The sequence below is a fragment of the Enterobacter cloacae complex sp. HYC003_NIDB genome (assembly GCF_056673375.1).
Genome location: NZ_CP114220.1, coordinates 287,672 through 307,224, shown reverse-complemented (window position 1 = coordinate 307,224; position 19,553 = coordinate 287,672). Strand labels below are relative to the sequence as shown.

General features: G+C 60.4%; 23 protein-coding genes. 19 read left to right on the top strand and 4 right to left on the bottom strand.

Translation table 11 applies throughout. The features are described 5' to 3' along the window. Positions 1 to 59: 59 nt before the first annotated feature. The 4 genes from O1722_RS01385 to tusA form a co-directional block, all read right to left on the bottom strand. A complete protein-coding gene (locus O1722_RS01385) occupies positions 60 to 1,346 on the bottom strand; it encodes a TRAP transporter large permease (protein WP_033488077.1) in 1,287 nt (428 codons plus the stop codon). A 10-nt stretch (positions 1,347 to 1,356) separates the two neighbouring features. Continuing rightward, on the bottom strand, positions 1,357 to 1,866 hold the full coding sequence (locus O1722_RS01380) for a TRAP transporter small permease (RefSeq protein WP_015571482.1): 510 nt from the start codon (positions 1,864 to 1,866) through the stop codon (positions 1,357 to 1,359). A 12-nt stretch (positions 1,867 to 1,878) separates the two neighbouring features. Beyond that, on the bottom strand, positions 1,879 to 2,850 hold the full coding sequence (locus O1722_RS01375; RefSeq protein ID WP_015571483.1) for a TRAP transporter substrate-binding protein: 972 nt from the start codon (positions 2,848 to 2,850) through the stop codon (positions 1,879 to 1,881). 233 nt (positions 2,851 to 3,083) lie between these two features. Beyond that, complete coding sequence (tusA, locus tag O1722_RS01370) at positions 3,084 to 3,326, bottom strand: sulfurtransferase TusA (RefSeq protein WP_017693840.1); 243 nt, start codon at positions 3,324 to 3,326, stop codon at positions 3,084 to 3,086. Positions 3,327 to 3,495: 169 nt separating this feature from the next. On the opposite strand from tusA, the gene O1722_RS01365 reads away from it, so the two are divergent. The 19 genes from O1722_RS01365 to O1722_RS01275 all read left to right on the top strand — a co-directional run bounded on the left by O1722_RS01365 (position 3,496) and on the right by O1722_RS01275 (position 19,551). Beyond that, positions 3,496 to 4,161 carry a 7-cyano-7-deazaguanine/7-aminomethyl-7-deazaguanine transporter gene (locus tag O1722_RS01365; RefSeq protein ID WP_003861274.1) on the top strand — a complete coding sequence of 222 codons (666 nt, stop codon included), beginning with the start codon at positions 3,496 to 3,498 and terminating at the stop codon, positions 4,159 to 4,161. Positions 4,162 to 4,233: 72 nt separating this feature from the next. Further along, the gene (locus O1722_RS01360; protein WP_003861272.1) at positions 4,234 to 4,791 is read left to right on the top strand and encodes a DcrB family lipoprotein; all 558 of its coding nucleotides are present in this window, start codon (positions 4,234 to 4,236) and stop codon (positions 4,789 to 4,791) included. Positions 4,792 to 4,926: 135 nt separating this feature from the next. Then, positions 4,927 to 5,976, top strand: a complete 1,050-nt coding sequence (locus O1722_RS01355) for an AI-2E family transporter (RefSeq protein WP_003861270.1) — start codon at positions 4,927 to 4,929, stop codon at positions 5,974 to 5,976. A 125-nt stretch (positions 5,977 to 6,101) separates the two neighbouring features. Then, the gene (locus tag O1722_RS01350; RefSeq protein WP_015571484.1) at positions 6,102 to 6,824 is read left to right on the top strand and encodes a beta-ketoacyl synthase chain length factor; all 723 of its coding nucleotides are present in this window, start codon (positions 6,102 to 6,104) and stop codon (positions 6,822 to 6,824) included. Continuing rightward, entirely contained in the window at positions 6,821 to 7,636 is an 816-nt protein-coding gene (locus tag O1722_RS01345; protein WP_023304568.1) for a lysophospholipid acyltransferase family protein, read from the top strand. The genes O1722_RS01350 and O1722_RS01345 overlap by 4 nt, the downstream gene beginning before the upstream one ends. After that, a complete protein-coding gene (locus O1722_RS01340; RefSeq protein WP_003861263.1) occupies positions 7,617 to 7,874 on the top strand; it encodes a phosphopantetheine-binding protein in 258 nt (85 codons plus the stop codon). The genes O1722_RS01345 and O1722_RS01340 overlap by 20 nt, the downstream gene beginning before the upstream one ends. Positions 7,875 to 7,885: 11 nt before the next feature. Continuing rightward, positions 7,886 to 8,137 (top strand): acyl carrier protein, encoded by a 252-nt coding sequence (locus tag O1722_RS01335; protein WP_003861262.1) that lies wholly within the window; start codon positions 7,886 to 7,888, stop codon positions 8,135 to 8,137. Next, complete coding sequence (locus tag O1722_RS01330; RefSeq protein WP_045907611.1) at positions 8,109 to 8,708, top strand: COG4648 family protein; 600 nt, start codon at positions 8,109 to 8,111, stop codon at positions 8,706 to 8,708. Before O1722_RS01335 ends, O1722_RS01330 begins: the two co-directional genes overlap by 29 nt. Beyond that, entirely contained in the window at positions 8,701 to 10,047 is a 1,347-nt protein-coding gene (locus tag O1722_RS01325) for a class I adenylate-forming enzyme family protein (RefSeq protein ID WP_033488079.1), read from the top strand. The genes O1722_RS01330 and O1722_RS01325 overlap by 8 nt, the downstream gene beginning before the upstream one ends. Next, positions 10,034 to 10,384: an ApeI family dehydratase gene (locus O1722_RS01320; protein ID WP_033488080.1), complete on the top strand. Its 351-nt coding sequence runs from the start codon at positions 10,034 to 10,036 to the stop codon at positions 10,382 to 10,384. Before O1722_RS01325 ends, O1722_RS01320 begins: the two co-directional genes overlap by 14 nt. Continuing rightward, positions 10,375 to 12,066 carry a glycosyltransferase family 2 protein gene (locus tag O1722_RS01315; RefSeq protein ID WP_033488081.1) on the top strand — a complete coding sequence of 564 codons (1,692 nt, stop codon included), beginning with the start codon at positions 10,375 to 10,377 and terminating at the stop codon, positions 12,064 to 12,066. Before O1722_RS01320 ends, O1722_RS01315 begins: the two co-directional genes overlap by 10 nt. A gap of 3 nt (positions 12,067 to 12,069) precedes the next feature. Continuing rightward, complete coding sequence (locus tag O1722_RS01310) at positions 12,070 to 12,492, top strand: acyl-CoA thioesterase (protein ID WP_033488082.1); 423 nt, start codon at positions 12,070 to 12,072, stop codon at positions 12,490 to 12,492. Then, a complete protein-coding gene (locus O1722_RS01305; protein ID WP_023295558.1) occupies positions 12,489 to 13,094 on the top strand; it encodes an outer membrane lipoprotein carrier protein LolA in 606 nt (201 codons plus the stop codon). Before O1722_RS01310 ends, O1722_RS01305 begins: the two co-directional genes overlap by 4 nt. Continuing rightward, positions 13,063 to 15,384, top strand: a complete 2,322-nt coding sequence (locus O1722_RS01300; RefSeq protein WP_033488083.1) for an MMPL family transporter — start codon at positions 13,063 to 13,065, stop codon at positions 15,382 to 15,384. The genes O1722_RS01305 and O1722_RS01300 overlap by 32 nt, the downstream gene beginning before the upstream one ends. Next, positions 15,381 to 15,959: a DUF3261 domain-containing protein gene (locus O1722_RS01295; RefSeq protein ID WP_033488084.1), complete on the top strand. Its 579-nt coding sequence runs from the start codon at positions 15,381 to 15,383 to the stop codon at positions 15,957 to 15,959. Before O1722_RS01300 ends, O1722_RS01295 begins: the two co-directional genes overlap by 4 nt. A gap of 1 nt (position 15,960) precedes the next feature. After that, positions 15,961 to 17,127 carry a beta-ketoacyl-[acyl-carrier-protein] synthase family protein gene (locus O1722_RS01290; protein WP_033488085.1) on the top strand — a complete coding sequence of 389 codons (1,167 nt, stop codon included), beginning with the start codon at positions 15,961 to 15,963 and terminating at the stop codon, positions 17,125 to 17,127. Then, positions 17,127 to 17,600, top strand: coding sequence for a hotdog family protein (locus tag O1722_RS01285; RefSeq protein ID WP_072202447.1), 474 nt, complete (start codon positions 17,127 to 17,129; stop codon positions 17,598 to 17,600). Before O1722_RS01290 ends, O1722_RS01285 begins: the two co-directional genes overlap by 1 nt. Then, on the top strand, positions 17,594 to 18,325 hold the full coding sequence (locus tag O1722_RS01280) for a 3-ketoacyl-ACP reductase FabG2 (protein ID WP_032655429.1): 732 nt from the start codon (positions 17,594 to 17,596) through the stop codon (positions 18,323 to 18,325). The genes O1722_RS01285 and O1722_RS01280 overlap by 7 nt, the downstream gene beginning before the upstream one ends. Continuing rightward, positions 18,322 to 19,551 carry a beta-ketoacyl-ACP synthase gene (locus O1722_RS01275; RefSeq protein WP_017384107.1) on the top strand — a complete coding sequence of 410 codons (1,230 nt, stop codon included), beginning with the start codon at positions 18,322 to 18,324 and terminating at the stop codon, positions 19,549 to 19,551. Before O1722_RS01280 ends, O1722_RS01275 begins: the two co-directional genes overlap by 4 nt. The last annotated feature ends 2 nt before the right edge of the window (positions 19,552 to 19,553 follow it).

Sequence of the window (19,553 nt, the reverse complement as noted above, 5' to 3'; positions counted from 1 at the left end):
TCTCCGAACCGTAACCGTAGGCCGGGTAAGGCGTAGCCGCCACCCGGCATAAAACGGCGTCACTGCATCCCTAGCACCCCCGGCAACCACAATGATATCGCCGGGATGTACGTCACCATCCCCAGCACCACCAGCAACATACCGTAAAACGGCAGCATCGCCCGCACCACGTGCTCGATCTTCTGCTTACTCACCGCGCTCGCCACGAACAGCACCGACCCGACCGGCGGCGTGATCAGCCCAATCCCCAGGTTCACCATCATGATCATCCCGAAATGTACCGGGTCGATCCCCAGCGAGTTGGTCACCGGCAGCAGCACCGGGGTCAGAATCAGGATGATCGGCGCCATGTCCATCAGCGTGCCAATCAGCAGCAGCATGATATTGAGGTACATGAGGATCACGTATTTGTTATCGGACAACGACGTGAAGAATTCGGTGATGCGCATCGGCAGCTGCATGTAGGTCATCACCGCGCCAAACGCCGCGGCAAAGCCAATCAAAATCATCACGATGGTGACGGTTTTCACCGTGCGGCACATCAGCTTCGGCAGTTCGCTCCACCTGTAGTCGCGGTAGATGAACATGGTGACGAAGAATGCCCAAAGACAGGCCACGGCGGCAGATTCGGTCGCCGTGAATATCCCGGACAAGATCCCGCCGAGGATAATCACCACCGTCATCAGCCCCCACAGAGCATCGAGCATGATTTTCAGCGCCTGCCTGAACGGGATTTTGTCCCCTTTCGGATAGCCGCGCTTGCGGGCGAAGCACAGGCAGAGCACCATCAGGCTCACGCCCAGCAGCAGGCCCGGCAGCACGCCCGCGATAAACAGCGTGGCGATGGAGACCGTTCCCCCTGCCGCCAGGGAGTAAATCACCGAGTTGTGGCTGGGCGGGATCAGGATCGCCTGCACCGACCCGCTGGCCGTCACCGCCGCCGCGTATTCGCGCGGATAGCCCTTCTTCTCCATCTCCGGGATCATCACGCTACCGATAGACGCCGTATCCGCCACCGACGAGCCGGAAATCGCGCCGAAGAACGTTGATGCCACGATGTTCACCAGCGACAGCCCGCCGCGAATAAAGCCGACAAAAACGTACGCGAAGTTGACCAGCCGTCGGGCAATGCCCCCTTCCGCCATGATCGCCCCGGCAAGAATGAAGAACGGGATCGCCAGCAGGGTAAATTTATTCACCCCGCTGGTGATCTGGATCATCAGCGCCTCCAGCGGCAGGTCAATCCACAGCGCGCCCGCCACGGCGCTTAAGCCGACGGCGAAGGCCACCGGCATCCCCAGCGCCAGCAAAATGGCGAGGGTGAATAACAAAACAAACGCATCCATTGTTCACCCCTTAACTGTGATTGCCGATCAGCACGACCGGACGGTTTTCCTGCGAGCCAAACAGCAGGCGTTCAAGCACAAACAGGATCAAAATGGCCGACCCGACAGGTAGCGGCAGATAGCTTTCGCCGGAGGTCAGAAGCGGAAACTCCGCCACCGGCTGCTCCCACAGCTCGACGCACAGCCAGTAGCTGTACCAGCACATCAGGCCTGAAATCAGCAGCATCAGCAGATCCACCATCCGCGCGCACACTCTTTGCAGCGACGCGGGCAGGCGGTCGGTGAGCATGTTGACCGCAATATGCGACCCGGCGCGGTAGCTCACCGCCGCGCCGATAAAGGTAAACGTCACCATGCAGATAATGGCGATCGGCTCCGGCCAGGATTCGCCGCGATTGAGCACATAGCGTGAAAAAATGCCGATGGGTATGACAATCGTCATCACCAACAGCGAAATACCCGCCACCGCCATGGCGAACAGATACAGACGGTCCATCCACTTCAGGTAGAGTTCGGACATACGTACTCCGGTTTACTGGACGTCAGCGATGGCTTTCATCAGATCCTGATGCTTATCGCCATACTGCGCGCGCACCGGCTCTGTCGCCTTGATAAACACCGTTTTATCGATGTCGTGGAACTGCACGCCGCCGGCCTTCATTTTCGCCAGCGCCTGGTCGTTATACGCATTCCACAGCTTGCGCTGCTCGAACTGCGCTTCGCGGGCCAGCACCAGGATCTTTTGCTGTTCGTCAGCGCTGAGCTTGTCCCATTTCACTTTGGAATAGAGCAGCATTTCCGGGGTGATGAAGTGGCCGCTCAGCGTGTAGTTTTTGGCGACCGGCATATAGTTGTGGGCGATAAAGGTTGGCGGGTTGTTCTCCGCGCCGTCGATCACCCCGGTCTGCATGCCGCTGTAAACCTCGCTGACGCCCATCGCCACCGAGTTCGCCCCCATCGCTTTCAGCGTGGCCAGCGCCACCGGGCTGCCCTGCACGCGGATTTTCTTCCCTTTCAGATCGTCCGGTTTGACGATCGGCTCTTTGGTGATCAGGTTACGGGTGCCGGAATCCATCCAGCCAAGGAAGACCAGACGCGATTTCGGGTTGGCGGTGAGTTTGTCGCCGATCTGCTTGCCGATATCCCCGTCGATCACCTTGTGCATGTGGTCTTCATCGCGGAATACGTAGGGCAGCGTAAACACTTCGATATCCGGCAGAATGGCAGCCACCGGCGCCATAGAGACGCGGATCATGTCGATCGCCCCCATCTGCGCCTGCTCAATCATCTGCTTTTCATCCCCCAGCACGCCGCCGGGGAAGACCTTAATCTCCAGCTTGCCATCGGTTTGTTGTTTGAGTTTTTCACCCATGTGCTGAACCGCCACCACGTTCGGGTAGCCTTCGGGATGCACATCGGCGGCTTTGATGGTCTGGGCAGAAACGGTGCAGGCAAAAGCAGACAGGCACAGCGCGGCCAGTAACGGCTTGAGGGTCGTTTTCATTGAGTCAACTCCAGGGTAGTGAGATAAGCGTTAAAACGGTGTTTTAGTTTTTGACGCTTAAAAATTAGACTACGGCTGGAAAAGGGAGAGTGAAGCGCCTCACAAAAGCGCGAAATTTTGAAACGATGGTTCGAAATTGTGATGAGTACTTGTCGGGTGGCGGCTGCGCCTTACCCGACCTACTACACCCGTAGGCCCGTGCAAGCGAAGCGCCGCCGGGCGTCAGGCCGCACTTACCCCTTACGAATCAAATACCGGTACGGCAAGGTCTCGGTTTGCTGCGCCACCAGTTCATGTTCCATAAAGGTACAAAAGCCGGGGATATCACGGGTGGTAGCCGGGTCGTCGGCGACGATCAGCAGCGTTTCGCCGGTCTGCATGTTGCGCACGGTTTTGCGCACCATCATTACCGGCTCCGGGCAGCGGAGGCCCTGAGCATCAAGCGTGTGGTCTGGGCTGGAAAACAGGTCGGTCATTTTCTTCTCGTTCAGGTAAAAACGGCTGTAGTTTACGCCCCGCTATCGCCAATGCAAACCAGGTTAACGATTGCGTGAAAATTAGCCATTGCAAAGTGTCGTCAAAGCAGTATCATGCGGCGGCTTTATTGGGTTCCCTCACCCCAAATATTAATCAAAAAGGTACAATATGAACTCCTTTACACAATCGCAGCGCGTCAAGGCGTTGTTCTGGCTTTCGCTATTTCATCTGCTGGTGATCATCTCCAGTAACTATCTGGTACAGCTCCCCATCTCCATTTTTGGTTTCCATACCACCTGGGGCGCGTTCAGTTTCCCGTTTATTTTCCTCGCGACGGATTTAACCGTGCGTATTTTTGGCGCACCGCTGGCGCGGCGGATTATTTTTGCGGTGATGATCCCGGCACTGTTTGTCTCCTACGCCATCTCCTCGCTGTTTTACATGGGCAGCTGGCAGGGCTTCGAAGCGCTGACGCACTTCAACCTGTTCGTCGCGCGTATTGCCACCGCCAGCTTTATGGCTTATGCCCTGGGGCAGATCCTCGATGTCCACGTGTTTAACCGCCTGCGTCAAAACCATCGCTGGTGGATGGCACCAACGGCCTCCACGCTGTTCGGTAACGTGAGCGATACGCTGGCCTTCTTCTTCATCGCCTTCTGGCGCAGCCCGGACGCCTTCATGGCAGAACACTGGATGGAAATCGCTCTGGTGGACTACGCCTTTAAGGTGCTTATCAGCCTGGTTTTCTTCCTGCCGATGTACGGCGTGCTGTTGAATATGCTGCTGAAAAGGCTGGCAGATAAATCTGAAATCTCCGCATTGCAGGCAGGTTAAGGGTTCGCTTTATCAGTTGTGATAAGATGAACGAATGAGCCGTTATGGCCGTTTATCGAAAGGAAGAAGTCAATGCGCAATCTGGTTAAATATGTCGGGATTGGCCTGCTGGTTGTTGGCCTTGCAGCCTGTGATAACAGCGACACCAAAACGCCTGCTCAGGGCGCGTCAGCAGAAAGCAACGCCACCGGTCAGCCGGTGAGCCTGATGGATGGCAAACTCAGTTTCTCTCTGCCTGCGGACATGACCGACCAGAGCGGTAAGCTGGGTACCCAGGCGAACAATATGCACGTCTATTCCGATGCCACCGGCCAAAAAGCGGTGATTGTGATCGTCGGTGACGATACCAGCGAAGATCTTGGCGTGCTGGCCAAACGCCTGGAAGATCAGCAGCGCAGCCGCGACCCGCAGCTTCAGGTGGTCACCAACAAGTCTGTTGAACTGAAAGGCCACACGCTGCAACAGCTGGACAGCATCATCTCTGCCAAAGGCCAGACCGCCTACTCCTCCGTGGTGCTCGGCAAGGTGGACAATAAACTGCTGACCATGCAGATCACCCTGCCGGCAGACAATCAGCAGAAAGCGCAGACCGCCGCTGAAAACATCATTAACACCCTCGTGATCCAGTAATCGTTCACCAGGATGCCGTGGCCTCCGTCGCTTGCGCCGGGGGCCATTTTTTTGCCACGACTTTCAGACTAACACGCCAGACGAAGCCCATCCGGCGCACTACAATTAACACGCCCCCCGGAAAAAGGAATTCTTATGACTGCCAGCCCGCCCGACAAAGCCGGACTTCATATTTTATTAAAACTTGCCTGCCTGGTGGTTATCCTTGCGGGTATCCACGCGGCGGCGGATATCATTGTTCAGCTTCTGCTGGCGCTGTTTTTCGCCATTGTGCTCAACCCGCTGGTGACATGGTTTTTACGCCGGGGCATCAGCCGCCCGGTCGCGATTACCATTGTGGTGATGGTGATGCTGGTTGTCCTGACGGCGCTGTTCGGCGTGCTCGCCGCCTCGCTGAGCGAATTTTCCACCATGCTGCCGCAGTACAATAAAGAGCTGACGCGCAAGCTGGTCGATCTTCAGCGCATGTTGCCGTTCGTGAATCTGCATATCTCACCGGAACGGATGCTGCGTCGGATGGATTCCGAGAAGGTGATGACCTACGCCACCACGTTGATGACCGGGCTTTCCGGGGCAATGGCCAGCATTCTGCTGCTGGTGATGACGGTGGTATTTATGCTGTTCGAAGTGCGCCACGTGCCGTATAAACTGCGTTTTGCCCTGAACAATCCTCAGATCCACATTGCCGGCTTGCACCGTGCGCTGAAGGGCGTATCCAAATATCTGGCGCTGAAAACGCTGTTAAGCCTGTGGACCGGCGTGATCGTCTGGCTGGGGCTGGTACTGCTGGACGTGCAGTTCGCGCTGATGTGGGGCGTGCTGGCCTTTTTACTGAACTACGTACCCAATATCGGCGCGGTGCTTTCCGCCGTTCCGCCGATGATCCAGGCGTTCCTGTTTAACGGTTTTTACGAGTGCATGCTGGTAGGGGCGCTGTTCCTTGTCGTGCATATGGTGCTGGGTAACATTCTCGAGCCGCGCATGATGGGCCACCGTCTGGGCATGTCGACGATGGTGGTGTTTTTATCGTTACTGATCTGGGGATGGCTGCTGGGTCCGGTGGGCATGCTGCTCTCCGTGCCGCTCACCAGCGTCTGTAAAATCTGGATGGAAACCACGAAAGGAGGCAGTAAACTCGCCATTCTTCTGGGTCCGGGTCGGCCAAAAAGCCGTTTGCCGGGATAACCGGGTGGAAAGGGTCAAAAGTGACGTTTATTCGCCAGCGCGACGACAACATTGTACGATGTGCGCAGCAAATCGCGCTGGCGAAGAAAAAGTCACAGAAACAGGTTTATCGCGGACGCGCGTAGATGAAATTTACACTTACCCTTATCGACTGGCAGGCAAGAGCGCCAGGACTCAGCGATGCCGACGAATGGCAGGCATGGTCACGCCGGTCTGACGCCATCGATCCCGCTGCACCGCTGGCGAAACTGACCGATCTGCCGATGATGACCGCCCGCCGCCTGAATTCAGGCAGCAGGCTGGCCGTCGATCTTGGCCTGATGATGCTGCGCAAACACCGCATCGATGCCGTCGTCTACAGTAGCCGTCATGGGGAGCTGGAGCGCAATTTCCGTATTCTCCAGGCCCTGGCGGCAGAACAGCCCGTTTCCCCCACCGATTTTGCCATGTCGGTACACAACTCGGCGGTCGGCAATCTCACTATCGCCGCGCGTCAGCCTGTTGTCTCTTCGTCGGTTTCCGCCGGTATGGATACCTTCCAGCAGAGCTTGTGCGACGTGCTGAGCCTGCTGCATGCGGGCTACTCCCGCGTGTTGCTGGTGGATTTCGACGGTCTGCTGCCTGATTTTTATCACGCCGGGCTGCCGCCGCAGATGCCCGTCTGGCCCTACGCGCTGGCGCTGGTGATTGAGGCGGGAAATACGCTCAGCTGTGAAACGCACGTCAACCGCGCGCCTGAAGAGCCCGCGCTGCCGCAAAGCCTCCAGTTCCTGCGCCATTACCTGCGGGACGAGCGCCAGTTTACCCTGCCGGGCGAGCGCCTGCTGTGGCAATGGACGCGCCAATGAGAGGGTTACGTTCCCGCCTCGATCGGATATGGCGGATGCTGATGACCGGATTGTGCTTCGTCCTGTTCGGCCTCGGCGGGCTGACGCTGTCGCTGGTGTGGTTTAACCTGCTGCTGATTTTCCAGCGCGACCGCACTCAACGTCGCCGCCTGGCACGCCGCACTATTTCTGCCAGTTTTCGCCTGTTCCTCGCGGTGGTACGCGGTGCAGGGGTACTGGATTACCGTTTCAACAACCTGGACGTTCTGCGCGCCGAGCGGGGCTGTCTGGTGATTGCGAATCATCCCTCGCTGCTGGACTACGTTCTGCTGGCGTCGGTGATGAACGAAACCGACTGTCTGGTGAAAAGCGCGTTGCTGCGTAACCCGTTCGTCAGCGGCGTGATCCGCGCGGCTGACTATCTGATTAACAGCGAAGCCGACACGCTGCTTGCCGCAAGCCAGCAGCGTCTGGCCCAGGGCGATACCCTGCTTATCTTCCCTGAAGGCACCCGCACCCGGGTGGGGGAAGCCATGACCCTGCAACGTGGGGCGGCGAATATCGCCGTTCGCTGCAACAGCGCCGTGCGCGTGGTGGTGATCCACTGTAGCGAACGGATGCTTGATAAACAGAGCAGCTGGTATAACGTGCCCCCCAACAAACCTGTTTTCACCGTGGATGTTCGCGAACGCATCAACATTCATGATTTTTATGATGCGAGTCAGCACGAACCCGCGCTGGCAGCAAGGCAGTTAAACCGGCATATGCAGCATCAGTTAACAACCGGTCTTCAATCTTTGTCAGGAACGAAAGATGCAAGCGCTCTATCTTGAAATTAAGAATCTCATTATCTCTACGCTGAATCTGGAAGAACTTACCCCAGAGGATATTGATACAGACGCCGCGCTCTTTGGCGACGGCCTCGGTCTGGACTCAATCGACGCCCTTGAGCTAGGGCTGGCGGTAAAAAATCAGTACGGCGTAGTGCTTTCTGCCGAAAGTGACGAGATGCGTCAGCACTTCTATTCCGTTGCCACGCTCGCGGCTTTTATCCATCAACAACGCGCCTGAGAATGACCGCTATGACAGAACAACAAACGATTTATCAGGAAGTCTCTGCGCTTCTTATTACGCTGTTTGAAATCGCCCCGGAGGATATTACCCCTGAGGCACGTCTTTACGAGGATCTGGATCTCGACAGCATTGATGCCGTCGATATGGTGGTGCACCTGCAAAAGAAAACGGGCCATAAAATCAAGCCCGAAACCTTCAAAGCGGTGCGCACGGTGCAGGACGTCGTGGACGTTGTGGAACAGCTTCAGCGCGACGCGTAACGTGCGTTCGATTCCAGTTCTTCCCGCCCTGACGGGGCTGATGCTGCTGGCATGGCCGTTTTTGATCGGCTTCGGGCTGGCGAATAATAGCCTGCACGGGATACTGCCCGTGATGGCGCTGGTGCTGCTGTTGCGCGTCTGCCAGGCCCGTCGGCAGGGCGGCCCCCTGCGTTATCTGTTCGTGAGCGTGGCGCTGGCTGGCATAGCGCTTTGCGCGGCGAGCTACGTCCTGCACGCGCACCAGTGGGTGCTGTTATATCCGGTGGTGGTGAATCTGGTGATGCTGGTGGTGTTTGGCGGTTCGCTGTGGACGGCAATGCCTGTCGTTGAACGGCTGGCGCGCCTGCGTGAACCGGATCTCTCCCCCGTCGGGGTACGTTACACGCGCCGGGTTACCCAGGTCTGGTGCGGCTTTTTTATTATCAACGGGGCGATCGCGCTGTTTACCGTATTACACGCCGATATCCGTCTGTGGACGCTGTGGAATGGGATGATTGCCTATCTCCTGATGGGCACGCTGATGGCTGGCGAGTGGCTGGTGCGACAACGGGTGATTAAAAACGATGCTTAACCCTCTTCCGCTTAGCCAGTGGCTCAGTGCGCCCCGCCCTGACGACTCCCCTGTCGCCTGGCAGGACGACCGCCTCTGGACGCTTGGCGATCTGCGCCACGACGTCACTCAGCTGGTCGACACGCTGCGTCGTGAAGATGGCGAACGCTGGGCGTTGTGCATCGAAAACGGTTATCTGTTTATTGTCGCGCTGCTGGCGACGCTGCATGCGGGTAAAACGCCGGTCCTCCCCGGGCACAGCCGGGCGGCGCAGCTTAACGAACAGCGGGCGCTGTTCAGCGGCGTCCTGAGCGACACCACGCTCGATTTTCAGGGGCGACAGCTGCGGGTGGCTTCCGCGCAGCGGGCAGGCCATCCCTTTTCACCGCTGCCTGCCATCGGTGAGATGCGCACGATCGAGCTTTACACCTCCGGCTCGACCGGCACGCCGCAGCGGGTAAGTAAGCCGGTGGTCAGCCTTGATCGTGAGGCTCGTCTGCTGGCGGCGCATTTTGGCGAGCGTCTGGCGGGCTGTCACGTCGTGGCTTCCGTGGTGCTGCACCACCTGTATGGCCTGACGTTTCGTGTTGTCTTACCCATGGCGCTCGGCCTGCCGCTGCATGCCAGCCTGCTCAACTATGCCGAGCAGCTCTCTGCCCTTCCCGACGATAAACGCTACCTTTTCATCAGCAGTCCGGCGTTTCTCAAGCGGCTGGACGCGTCGCTGACGCCGCCCCCCGTCAACCTGCTCGTCTCCGCCGGCGGCGCGCTGCCCTGGCAGGAGGTCGCCGCGGTTCAGGCCTGGCTCAACGTCTGGCCGGATGAAATATACGGCAGCACGGAAACGGGCGTAATGGCCTGGCGCTACCGTCAGGAGGAAAGCACGCGCTGGCAGCCTTTTCCCGGCGTGGCGTTTCACGGCGATCGCGTGACGTCGCCGCTGATCCCCGAGGCGGAGGGAATCGTGCTGGATGATATCCTGCACTTCACGGCTGACGGGCAGTTCAGCCTCGTCGGGCGTCGTGGTCGGGTGGTCAAAATTGAAGATAAGCGCATTTCACTCGATGACATTGAGCACCGCCTGCTGGCGCTGGACGGCATCCGCGAGGCCGCCGCGCTGACGGTGACGCGCGGCGGGCGTCAGGGCATTGGCGTATTGCTGGTGCTGAATGAAGCGGTGCGTCAGCAACACGAACAGAGCAAAACAGCGCAGGAGCTCGCCTGGCGACGCGCCCTTCGCCCCTGGCTTGAACCGGTTGCCGTACCGCGCTACTGGCGGATCGTTGATGAAATCCCGGTCAACAGCATGAACAAGCGCGTGACTGCGCAGCTACAGGAGTTGTTTCATGAAGATCCCTGAAATCGGGCGCCTCCAGCCCGATCCACAGCATCTGGAGATAACCTTTTATCTTGATCCTGACCTGCTCTGGTTTAAGGGACATTTCGCCGTACAGCCGCTGCTGCCGGGCGTGGCGCAGCTGGACTGGGTGATGCATTACGCCGCCGCGCTGGCGTCGGGCTACCGTTTTCACAGTATTCAGAACGTGAAGTTCGCCGCCCCGCTGTTGCCGGAGAACACGGTCACGCTGCTCCTTGCCTGGCAGCCTGAACGCCAGTTGCTGACCTTTAGCTACCAGCGCCATGCGGGTAACCAGCGCCACACCGCCAGCAGCGGGAAGATTCGCTTATGTCAGTAACCTTCCGTCCCTGCGTGCTGATCCCCTGCTACAACCACGGGGCGATGATGGCTTCGGTGCTGGCGCGCCTGGCACCTTTCGATCTGCCCTGTCTGGTGGTGGACGACGGCAGCGATGAAACCACGCGCCGCACGCTTGAAGCGCTGGCGGCGGATCGTCCGCAGATGACACTGCTGCGGCTGGCCGAAAACAGCGGCAAAGGCGCGGCGGTGATGCAGGGGCTGAAAGCCTGCGCCGATCGCGGCTTCACCCACGCCGTTCAGGTGGACGCTGACGGCCAGCACGCTATCGAGGACATTCCCAAACTGCTGGCGCTGGCCGGGCGTCATCCCGATGCGCTCATTTCCGGGCAGCCCGTTTACGATGACTCAATCCCCCGTTCGCGCCTGTACGGGCGCTGGATAACGCACGTCTGGGTCTGGATTGAAACCCTCTCCCTGCAACTGAAAGACAGTATGTGCGGGTTTCGCGTTTACCCGATAGCCCCGGTTCTGCGCCTTGCAGCAACCACGCCACTCGGCAGGCGAATGGATTTTGATACCGAAGTGATGGTGCGCCTCTACTGGCAGGGCAACACCAGCTATTTTCTGCCCACCCGCGTGACCTATCCGCCGGACGGGGTATCCCATTTCGATGCCCTGAAAGACAACGTGCGCATCTCGTTGATGCATACCCGTCTGTTTCTCGGCATGCTGCCGCGCATTCCTTCCCTGCTGATGCGTCGCCGCTCACAGCACTGGGCGCAGCAGCAGGAGGTAAGAGGATTATGGGGCATGCGCCTGATGCTGCGCGTCTGGCAGTTGCTGGGGCGTAAGGCGTTTACCGCCCTGCTGTGGCCGGTTACCGCCGTCTACTGGCTGACCGCCCGCGCTGCGCGTCAGGCGTCGCAGCAGTGGCTGACGCGGGTTAAAACGGTGATGGCACAGCGGCAAATGCCGCAACCCGCGCGGCTTAACAGTTTTTTCCACTTCCTGCGCTTCGGTCATGCCATGCTGAACAAAGTGGCCAGCTGGCGCGGCGAAATGAAACTCCATCGCGATCTGGTCTTTGCGCCAGGCGCGCAGGAGGCGCTGGGGCTCGACGATCCTCAGGGCAAACTGCTGCTCGCGTCACATCTTGGCGATGTGGAAGCCTGTCGGGCGCTGGCCCAGCGCGAAGGGGCGAAAACCATCAACGCGCTGGTCTTCAGCGACAACGCCAGACGCTTTAAGCAGGTGATGGAGGAGATGGCACCGCAGGCGGGCATTCACCTGATGCCGGTCACCGACATTGGCCCGGAGACTGCGATCCTCATTAAAGAGAAGCTGGATCGCGGCGAATGGGTGGCGATCGTGGGCGATCGCATCGCCGTCACCCCGCAGCGCGGCGGTAGCTGGCGGGTGATATGGAGCGAATTTATGGGCCAGCCCGCGCCGTTCCCGCAGGGGCCGTTTATCCTGGCGTCCATTTTGCGCTGCCCGGTGGTGCTGATTTTTGCCCTCTGTCAGCAGGGAAAGCTGACTCTGCACTGCGAGCCGTTTGCCGACCCGCTGCTGCTGCCACGCGGCGAACGCCAGCAGGCGCTACAGCAGACCGTCGACCGCTATGCGCAGCGGCTGGAGCATTACGCGCTCTTGTCGCCGCTCGACTGGTTTAATTTTTTCGATTTCTGGCAGCTGCCAGAGGTCAACGAGAAGGAGTAAAGGGTGCTGACCGATCCCCGCTTTACGGCTGAAGTTGAAATCACCGTTCCGTTCCACGATGTCGATATGATGGGCGTGGTGTGGCACGGCAACTACTTCCGCTACTTTGAGATTGCCCGCGAAGCGCTGCTCAACCAGTTTGATTACGGCTACCGCCAGATGAAAGCGTCCGGCTACATCTGGCCGGTGGTGGATACCCGGGTGAAATACCGCGACGCGGTGACCTTCGAGCAGCGCATTCGCGTCCGCGCCCACATTGAAGAGGTTGAAAACCGTCTGCGCATCGCCTATCAAATCTTCGACGCGCAAACCGGGAAACGCACCACCACCGGCTACACCATTCAGGTGGCGGTGGAAGAAGCAAGCCGGGAGATGTGCTTTGTCAGCCCGGCCATTCTGTTCGAACGCATGGGGATCGCGCCATGAAATGGATAACGCTACTCGCGCTGCTGGTAAGCCCGCTGGTGAACGCGATCACGCTGGATGAACTGCAACAGCGGTTTGCGGAGCAACCAGTGGTACGCGCACACTTCGAACAGATCCGCACGATCAAGGATATGCCTCAGCCCCTGCGCTCGCAGGGGGAGATGCTGATCGCCCGTGACAATGGCCTGCTGTGGGATCAAAAAGCGCCGTTCCCGATGACGCTGCTGCTGGATGACAAACGGATGGTGCAGATCGTCAACGGTCAGTCGCCGCAGACCATTACCGCCGACACTAACCCGCAGATGTTCCAGTTCAACCATCTGCTGCGGGCGCTGTTCCAGGCCGACCGCAAGGTGCTGGAAGAGAACTTCCGCGTCGATTTCAAAGATCTGGGTGAAGGCCGCTGGTCACTGGTGCTGACGCCCGTCACCACGCCGCTGGACAAGATTTTCTCCACCCTTGATTTGAAGGGCGCGATCTATCTGGAATCCATTCGCCTGAACGATAAGCAGGGCGACACGACGGATATCGCCCTCTCCCGCCACCAACTGACGCCCGCCCGCCTGACCGATGCAGAACGCCAGCGCTTTGCCGCACCGTAACGCCCTGCGCCCGGCGCTGCTGTGGGCCGCGGTATGCCTGATCCTGCTGGGCGTGCTGCTGTCGCTGCTGCCCGGCGCGCGGCTGAACAGCAGCGTGCTCGCCATGCTGCCGAAACAGACGCTCGGCGCGATCCCTCCCGCTCTCAACGACGGATTTATGCAGCGCCTCGACCGCCAGCTCATCTGGCTGGTCAGCCCCGGCAAACAGCCGGACCCGCGCGTGGCGCAGCAGTGGTTAACCCTGCTGCAACGCAGCCAGGCGCTGAGTGTCGTAAAAGGTCCGCTGGATGCCGCCGGGCAACAGGCCTGGGGAGATTTCTTCTGGCAACACCGCAATGGCCTGGTCGATCCGGCCACCCGCGCCCGCCTGCAAAACGGCGGTCAAGCACAGGCCCAGTGGATCCTGTCCCAGCTCTACTCCGCCTTTTCCGGCGTGAGCGGCAAGGAGCTGCAAAACGATCCGCTGATGCTGATGCGCGGCGCGCAGCTCGCACTGGCGAAAAACAGCCAGAAGATGCAGCTGATGGACGGCTGGCTGGTGACAAAAGACGCGGCCGGGAACTACTGGTATCTGCTGCACGGCGAGCTGGCGGGCTCGTCGTTTGATATGCAGCAAACCCACCAGCTGGTGACCACCCTTAACGCGTTGCAGCAGACGCTGAAAAGCCAGTATCCACAGGCGCAGCTGCTCTCGCGCGGGACGGTGTTCTACAGCGATTACGCCAGCCAGCAGGCTAAAAAGGATATTTCCACGCTTGGCGTCGCCACGGTGCTCGGGGTGATCCTGCTGATTGTGTCGGTGTTTCGCTCCGTGCGTCCGCTGCTGCTGAGCCTGCTCTCCATTGCCATCGGCGCGCTGGCGGGGACGGTCGTGACGCTGCTGCTGTTCGGTGAACTGCACCTGATGACGCTGGTGATGAGCATGAGCATCATCGGCATCTCGGCGGACTATACGATTTACTACCTCACGGAGCGGATGGTGCACGGCGCGGAACACTCGCCCTGGCAAAGCCTGGCGAAAGTACGTAACGCGCTGCTGCTGGCGCTGCTGACCACCGTCGTGGCGTATCTCTTCATGATGCTGGCCCCCTTCCCCGGCATTCGTCAGATGGCGGTGTTCGCCGCCGCAGGGTTGAGCGCCTCGTGCCTGACGGTAATGTTCTGGCATCCGTGGCTGTGCCGGGGCATGCCGGTCCGCCCGGTCCCCCTGAGAGGGATGATGCAGCGCTGGCTGAACGCCTGGCGCGACGGTAAAGCCCTCTCTGTCGGGCTGCCGGTAGCGCTGGCGCTGCTCTCCGCCATCGGGATCGCCAGCCTGCGGGTGGATGACGATATCGCCCGGCTTCAGGCGCTGCCGCAGGACATTCTGGCGCAGGAAAAAACCATCACCGCCCTGACCGGGCAAAATGTCGATCAGAAGTGGTTCGTGGTGTACGGCGCGTCGGCTCAGGAAACGCTGGAGCGGCTGGAGGCGTTTACCCCGGCGCTGGCGCAGGCGCAAAAAGCCGGTAAATTAACCCGCTGGCGCACCCTGCCGCTGAACTCGCTGGCGCGGCAGAACAGCGATCTGCATCTTCTACGTAACGCCGCACCGACGGTGATGAAAATGCTGCAAAGCACGGGGCTGAACGCCGTCCCACCGAACCTGAACGCCATGCCTGTCAGCGTGGAAGCGTGGCTCGCCAGCCCGGCCAGCGAGGGCTGGCGTTTGCTGTGGCTGACGCTGCCGGACGGCAAAAGCGGTGTGCTGGTCCCGGTCGATGGCGTCAGAAACAGCGCCGCGCTCGGTGAGCTGGCCGCCCGCCATCCCGGGGTCGTCTGGGTTGACCGTAAGGCCAGCTTCGACAGCCTGTTTGCGCTCTACCGCTCGCTGCTGACGGGGCTGCTGGGCGTGGCGCTGGCGGTGATTGCCTGCGGCGCGATGCTACGCCTCGGCTGGCGAAAAGGGCTGGTGGCGCTGGTGCCGTCCGTGCTGTCGCTGGGCGGCGGGCTGGCGGCGCTGGCCGTGACGGGCCATCCGGTGAACCTGTTTTCCTTGCTGGCGCTGGTGCTGGTCCTCGGCATTGGCATTAACTACACGCTGTTTTTCAGCAACCCGCGCGGCACGCCGCTGACCTCCATGCTGGCGATTACCCTCGCCATGATGACTACCCTGCTGACGCTGGGGATGCTGGTGTTCAGCACCACTCAGGCCATCAGCAGCTTTGGCATTGTGCTGGTGAGCGGTATCTTCACCGCGTTCCTGCTCGCCCCGCTGGCGATGCCGTCTAACAAAGAGAACTTACCATGACCCGTTTCATTCGCCTGGCGGCAGTGATGATGGCCCTGTTGCTGGCGGGGTGTAGCCATACAACGAACCGCGATGACGCGCGCCCTCAGGCCTGGCTCCAGCCCGGCACCCGCGTCACGCTGCCCCCGCCGGGCATCACGCCTGCCATCCGCGCGCAGCAGTTGCTTACCGGCAGTTTTAAAGGCCAGACCCCGTCGCTGCTGGTGATGCTGAACGCCGACGGAGATAAAGTGACGCTTGCCGGCCTCTCTTCCGTCGGGATCCGCCTGTTCCTCGCCACCTACGACGACACCGGGATCCACACCGAGCAGTCGGTTGTGATGCCGCAGTTGCCGCCCGCCAGCCAGGTGCTGGCCGACGTGATGCTGAGCCACTGGCCGCTCAGCGCCTGGCAGCCGCAGTTGCCGAAAGGCTGGACGCTGAACGATACTGACACCAGACGCGAACTGCGCAACCCCGAGGGCAAACTGGTCACGGAAATTGTCTACCTGAACCGTAACGGCAGGCGCGATCCGATTAGCATTGTGCAGCACGCTTTTCACTACCACATCACCATTCAATATCTGGGTGACTGAGATGATTTACCTTTCTGCCGTTGGCATGGTCAACGCGCTCGGCAACTCGGCTGATGAAATAGCGGCGAACCTGATCGCTGGTATGGCCCCCGGGATGCGCCAGCGTGCGGGCTGGCTACAGGGCTTACCCGAGGCCGTGTTGGGGGGCGTGGAGGGTGAACTTCCCTCTCTCCCCGAGTCTTTTTCTGCGCATCGCAGCCGCAACAACCAGCTGCTGCTGGCGGCGCTGGCGCAAATCCGGCCCGCCGTCGATGCGGCCATTGCGCGCGTGGGGCGCGACCGCGTGGCGGTTGTTCTGGGCACCAGCACCTCCGGGCTGGACGAGGGTGATGAGTACGTGCGCCGCGCGCAGAACGGCGAGAGCAGCCCGCAGTGGCAATATCCGCAGCAGGAGCTGGGCGATCCGTCGCGCTTTCTCGCCCGCTGGCTTGCGCTGGACGGCCCGGCGTATACCATCTCAACCGCCTGCTCCTCCAGCGCGCGGGCGATCGTCAGCGGTCGTCGCCTGATTGACGCCGGGCTAGTAGACATCGCCATCGTCGGTGGGGCCGACAGCCTGAGCCGCATGCCGGTCAACGGCTTCAACAGCCTGGAGTCCTTCTCCCCAACCCTGTGCGAACCGTTTGGCCGCCACCGTCGGGGGATCACCATTGGCGAAGCGGCGGCACTGATGGTGCTGACCCGCGAGCCGGGCGAGGTTGCGCTCCTGGGCGCGGGGGAATCCAGCGATGCGTACCATATTTCCGCCCCGCATCCGCAGGGCGAAGGGGCGATCCGCGCCATCAACCAGGCGCTGAACGAGGCGGGCATGACGGCGGCGGACGTCGGCTATATCAACCTGCACGGCACCGCCACGCCGCTGAACGATCGCATTGAGGCGCAGGTGATCCACGATCTCTTTGGCGACCGCGTGCCGTGCAGCTCCACGAAACATCTTACCGGCCACACGCTGGGCGCAGCGGGGATCACCGAGGCCGCCCTGAGCTGGCTGATCCTGACCCGAGACCTGCCGCTGCCGCCGCAGGATTTTTCCCGCTACGCGCCAGACGACACCCTGCCCGCCTTCGGCCTGCTGCACCAGAGCGCACCGCTGAATAAACCGGCGATCCTGTCAAACTCCTTTGCGTTTGGCGGCAACAACGCCAGCCTTCTGCTGGGGAGGGTATGATGCGCTACTTACCTCCCGGGGATTATCTTCCTCACGACACGCCGATGCTGCTGCTTGAGAGTGTGGAAAACGTCACCGATGACCGCGCCGTTTGCAGCGTGACGGTGAACGATCGGGGCGTTCTGGCTCCGTTCCTGGACGCGGACGGCAACCTGCCTGGCTGGTTTGCGCTGGAGCTGATGGCCCAGACCGTGGGCGTCTGGTCTGAATGGCACCGGATGCAAAAAGGGCTGCCGCACTGTGCGCTGGGCATGGTGCTGGGCGCGCGCGAGCTGGTGTGCGACGCCGGGCATTTTGCCGCAGGCAGCACGCTGATCATCACCATCGAACGTCTGATGCAGGATGAACGCTTTGGCAGCTTCGAGTGCGCCATTCATGCGGATAGTGTCTCCCTCGCCACGGGCCGCGTGAACACCTTCCAGCCGAGCGAAGAAGAATTAACATCACTTTTCAATCAGGGAACGCCATCATGAGATCCGTACTGGTCACAGGTGCCAGCAAAGGCATTGGCCGCGCTATCGCCCTTCAGCTTGCGGCGGACGGTTTCACCGTGGGCGTGCATTACCACCGCGATGCCGCTGGCGCACAGGAGACACTCGATGCGATTGTTCAGGCAGGCGGCGCGGGCCGTTTACTCACCTTCGACGTGGGCAACCGCGAGCAGTGCCGCACGGTGCTGGAACAGGAGATCGCTGACCACGGCGCGTGGTATGGCGTGGTCAGTAACGCCGGTATTACCCGCGACGGTGCTTTTCCGGCGCTCAGCGACGATGACTGGGACAGCGTGATCCACACCAATCTCGACAGTTTTTATAACGTCATTCATCCCTGCATTATGCCGATGATCGGCACCCGCAAGGGCGGGCGGATCATCACCCTGTCGTCGGTGTCAGGCATTATGGGCAACCGTGGGCAGGTGAACTACAGCGCGGCGAAAGCCGGGATCATCGGCGCCACCAAAGCGCTCGCCACCGAGCTGGCAAAACGCAAAATCACCGTCAACTGCATCGCGCCGGGGCTGATCGATACCGGCATGATCGAGATGGACGAAGCCGCGCTGCACACGGCGATGTCGATGATCCCGATGCAGCGTATGGGCCAGGCCGAGGAGGTCGCCGGGCTGGCGAGTTACCTGATGTCGGATAAAGCAGGCTATGTGACGCGTCAGGTGATTTCGATTAACGGAGGCATGCTATGACCCGCCGGGTAGTGATTACGGGCATGGGCGGCGTCACCGCGTTCGGCGAGGACTGGCCGACCATCTCGCGCCGTCTGCGCGAGTATGAAAATGCGGTGCGAACCATGACGGAGTGGCAGGCGTATGACGGCCTGCAAACTCTGCTCGCCGCGCCGATTGAAGACTTCACTCTCCCCGCTCACTATACCCGTAAGCGCATTCGCGCCATGGGCCGGGTGTCGCTGCTCTCTACCCGCGCCACCGAGCTGGCGCTGGAGCAGGCGGGACTGATCGACGACGCGGTGCTGACCAACGGTCAGACCGGCATCGCCTACGGCTCGTCGACCGGCAGCACCGGGCCGGTCAGCGAGTTTGCCTCTATGCTCACCGAAAAGCACACCCACAACATCACCGGCACCACCTACGTGCAGATGATGCCGCACACCACGGCGGTGAATACCGGGCTGTTCTTTGGCCTGCGCGGACGGGTGATCCCCACCTCGAGCGCCTGTACCTCTGGCAGCCAGGCGATTGGCTACGCCTGGGAAGCGATTCGTCACGGCTACCAGACGGTGATGGTGGCAGGCGGCGCGGAAGAGCTGTGCCCGTCGGAAGCGGCGGTTTTCGATACCCTGTTTGCCACCAGCCAGCGTAACGACGCGCCAAAAACCACGCCGTCGCCGTTTGACGTTCAGCGCGATGGCCTGGTGATTGGCGAAGGGGCGGGCACGCTGGTGCTGGAAGCGCTGGATCACGCCAGAGCGCGCGGGGCGACAATCTATGGCGAGATCGTGGGCTTTGCCACTAACTGCGATGCGGCGCACATCACCCAGCCCCAGCGTGAAACCATGCAGGTGTGTATGGCGCAGTCGCTGGCGATGGCGGGCCTTGGCCCTCAGGAGATTGGTTATATTTCTGCCCACGGCACGGCAACCGATCGCGGGGACATCGCCGAGAGTCAGGCGACCGCCGCCATTTTCGGCGACAGCGTGCCCATCTCATCCTTAAAGAGTTATTTCGGCCATACCCTGGGCGCCTGCGGCGCGCTGGAAGCCTTGCTGAGTCTGCACATGATGCGGGAGGGCTGGTTCACGCCAACGCTCAATTTAAGACAACCGGATGAGCAATGCGGCGCTTTAGATTATATTATGGGGGAAACCCGCCCGATTGATTGCGAATTTATTCAGAGCAATAACTTTGCCTTTGGCGGCATCAATACCTCGATAATCATTAAACGCTGGGCGTAACT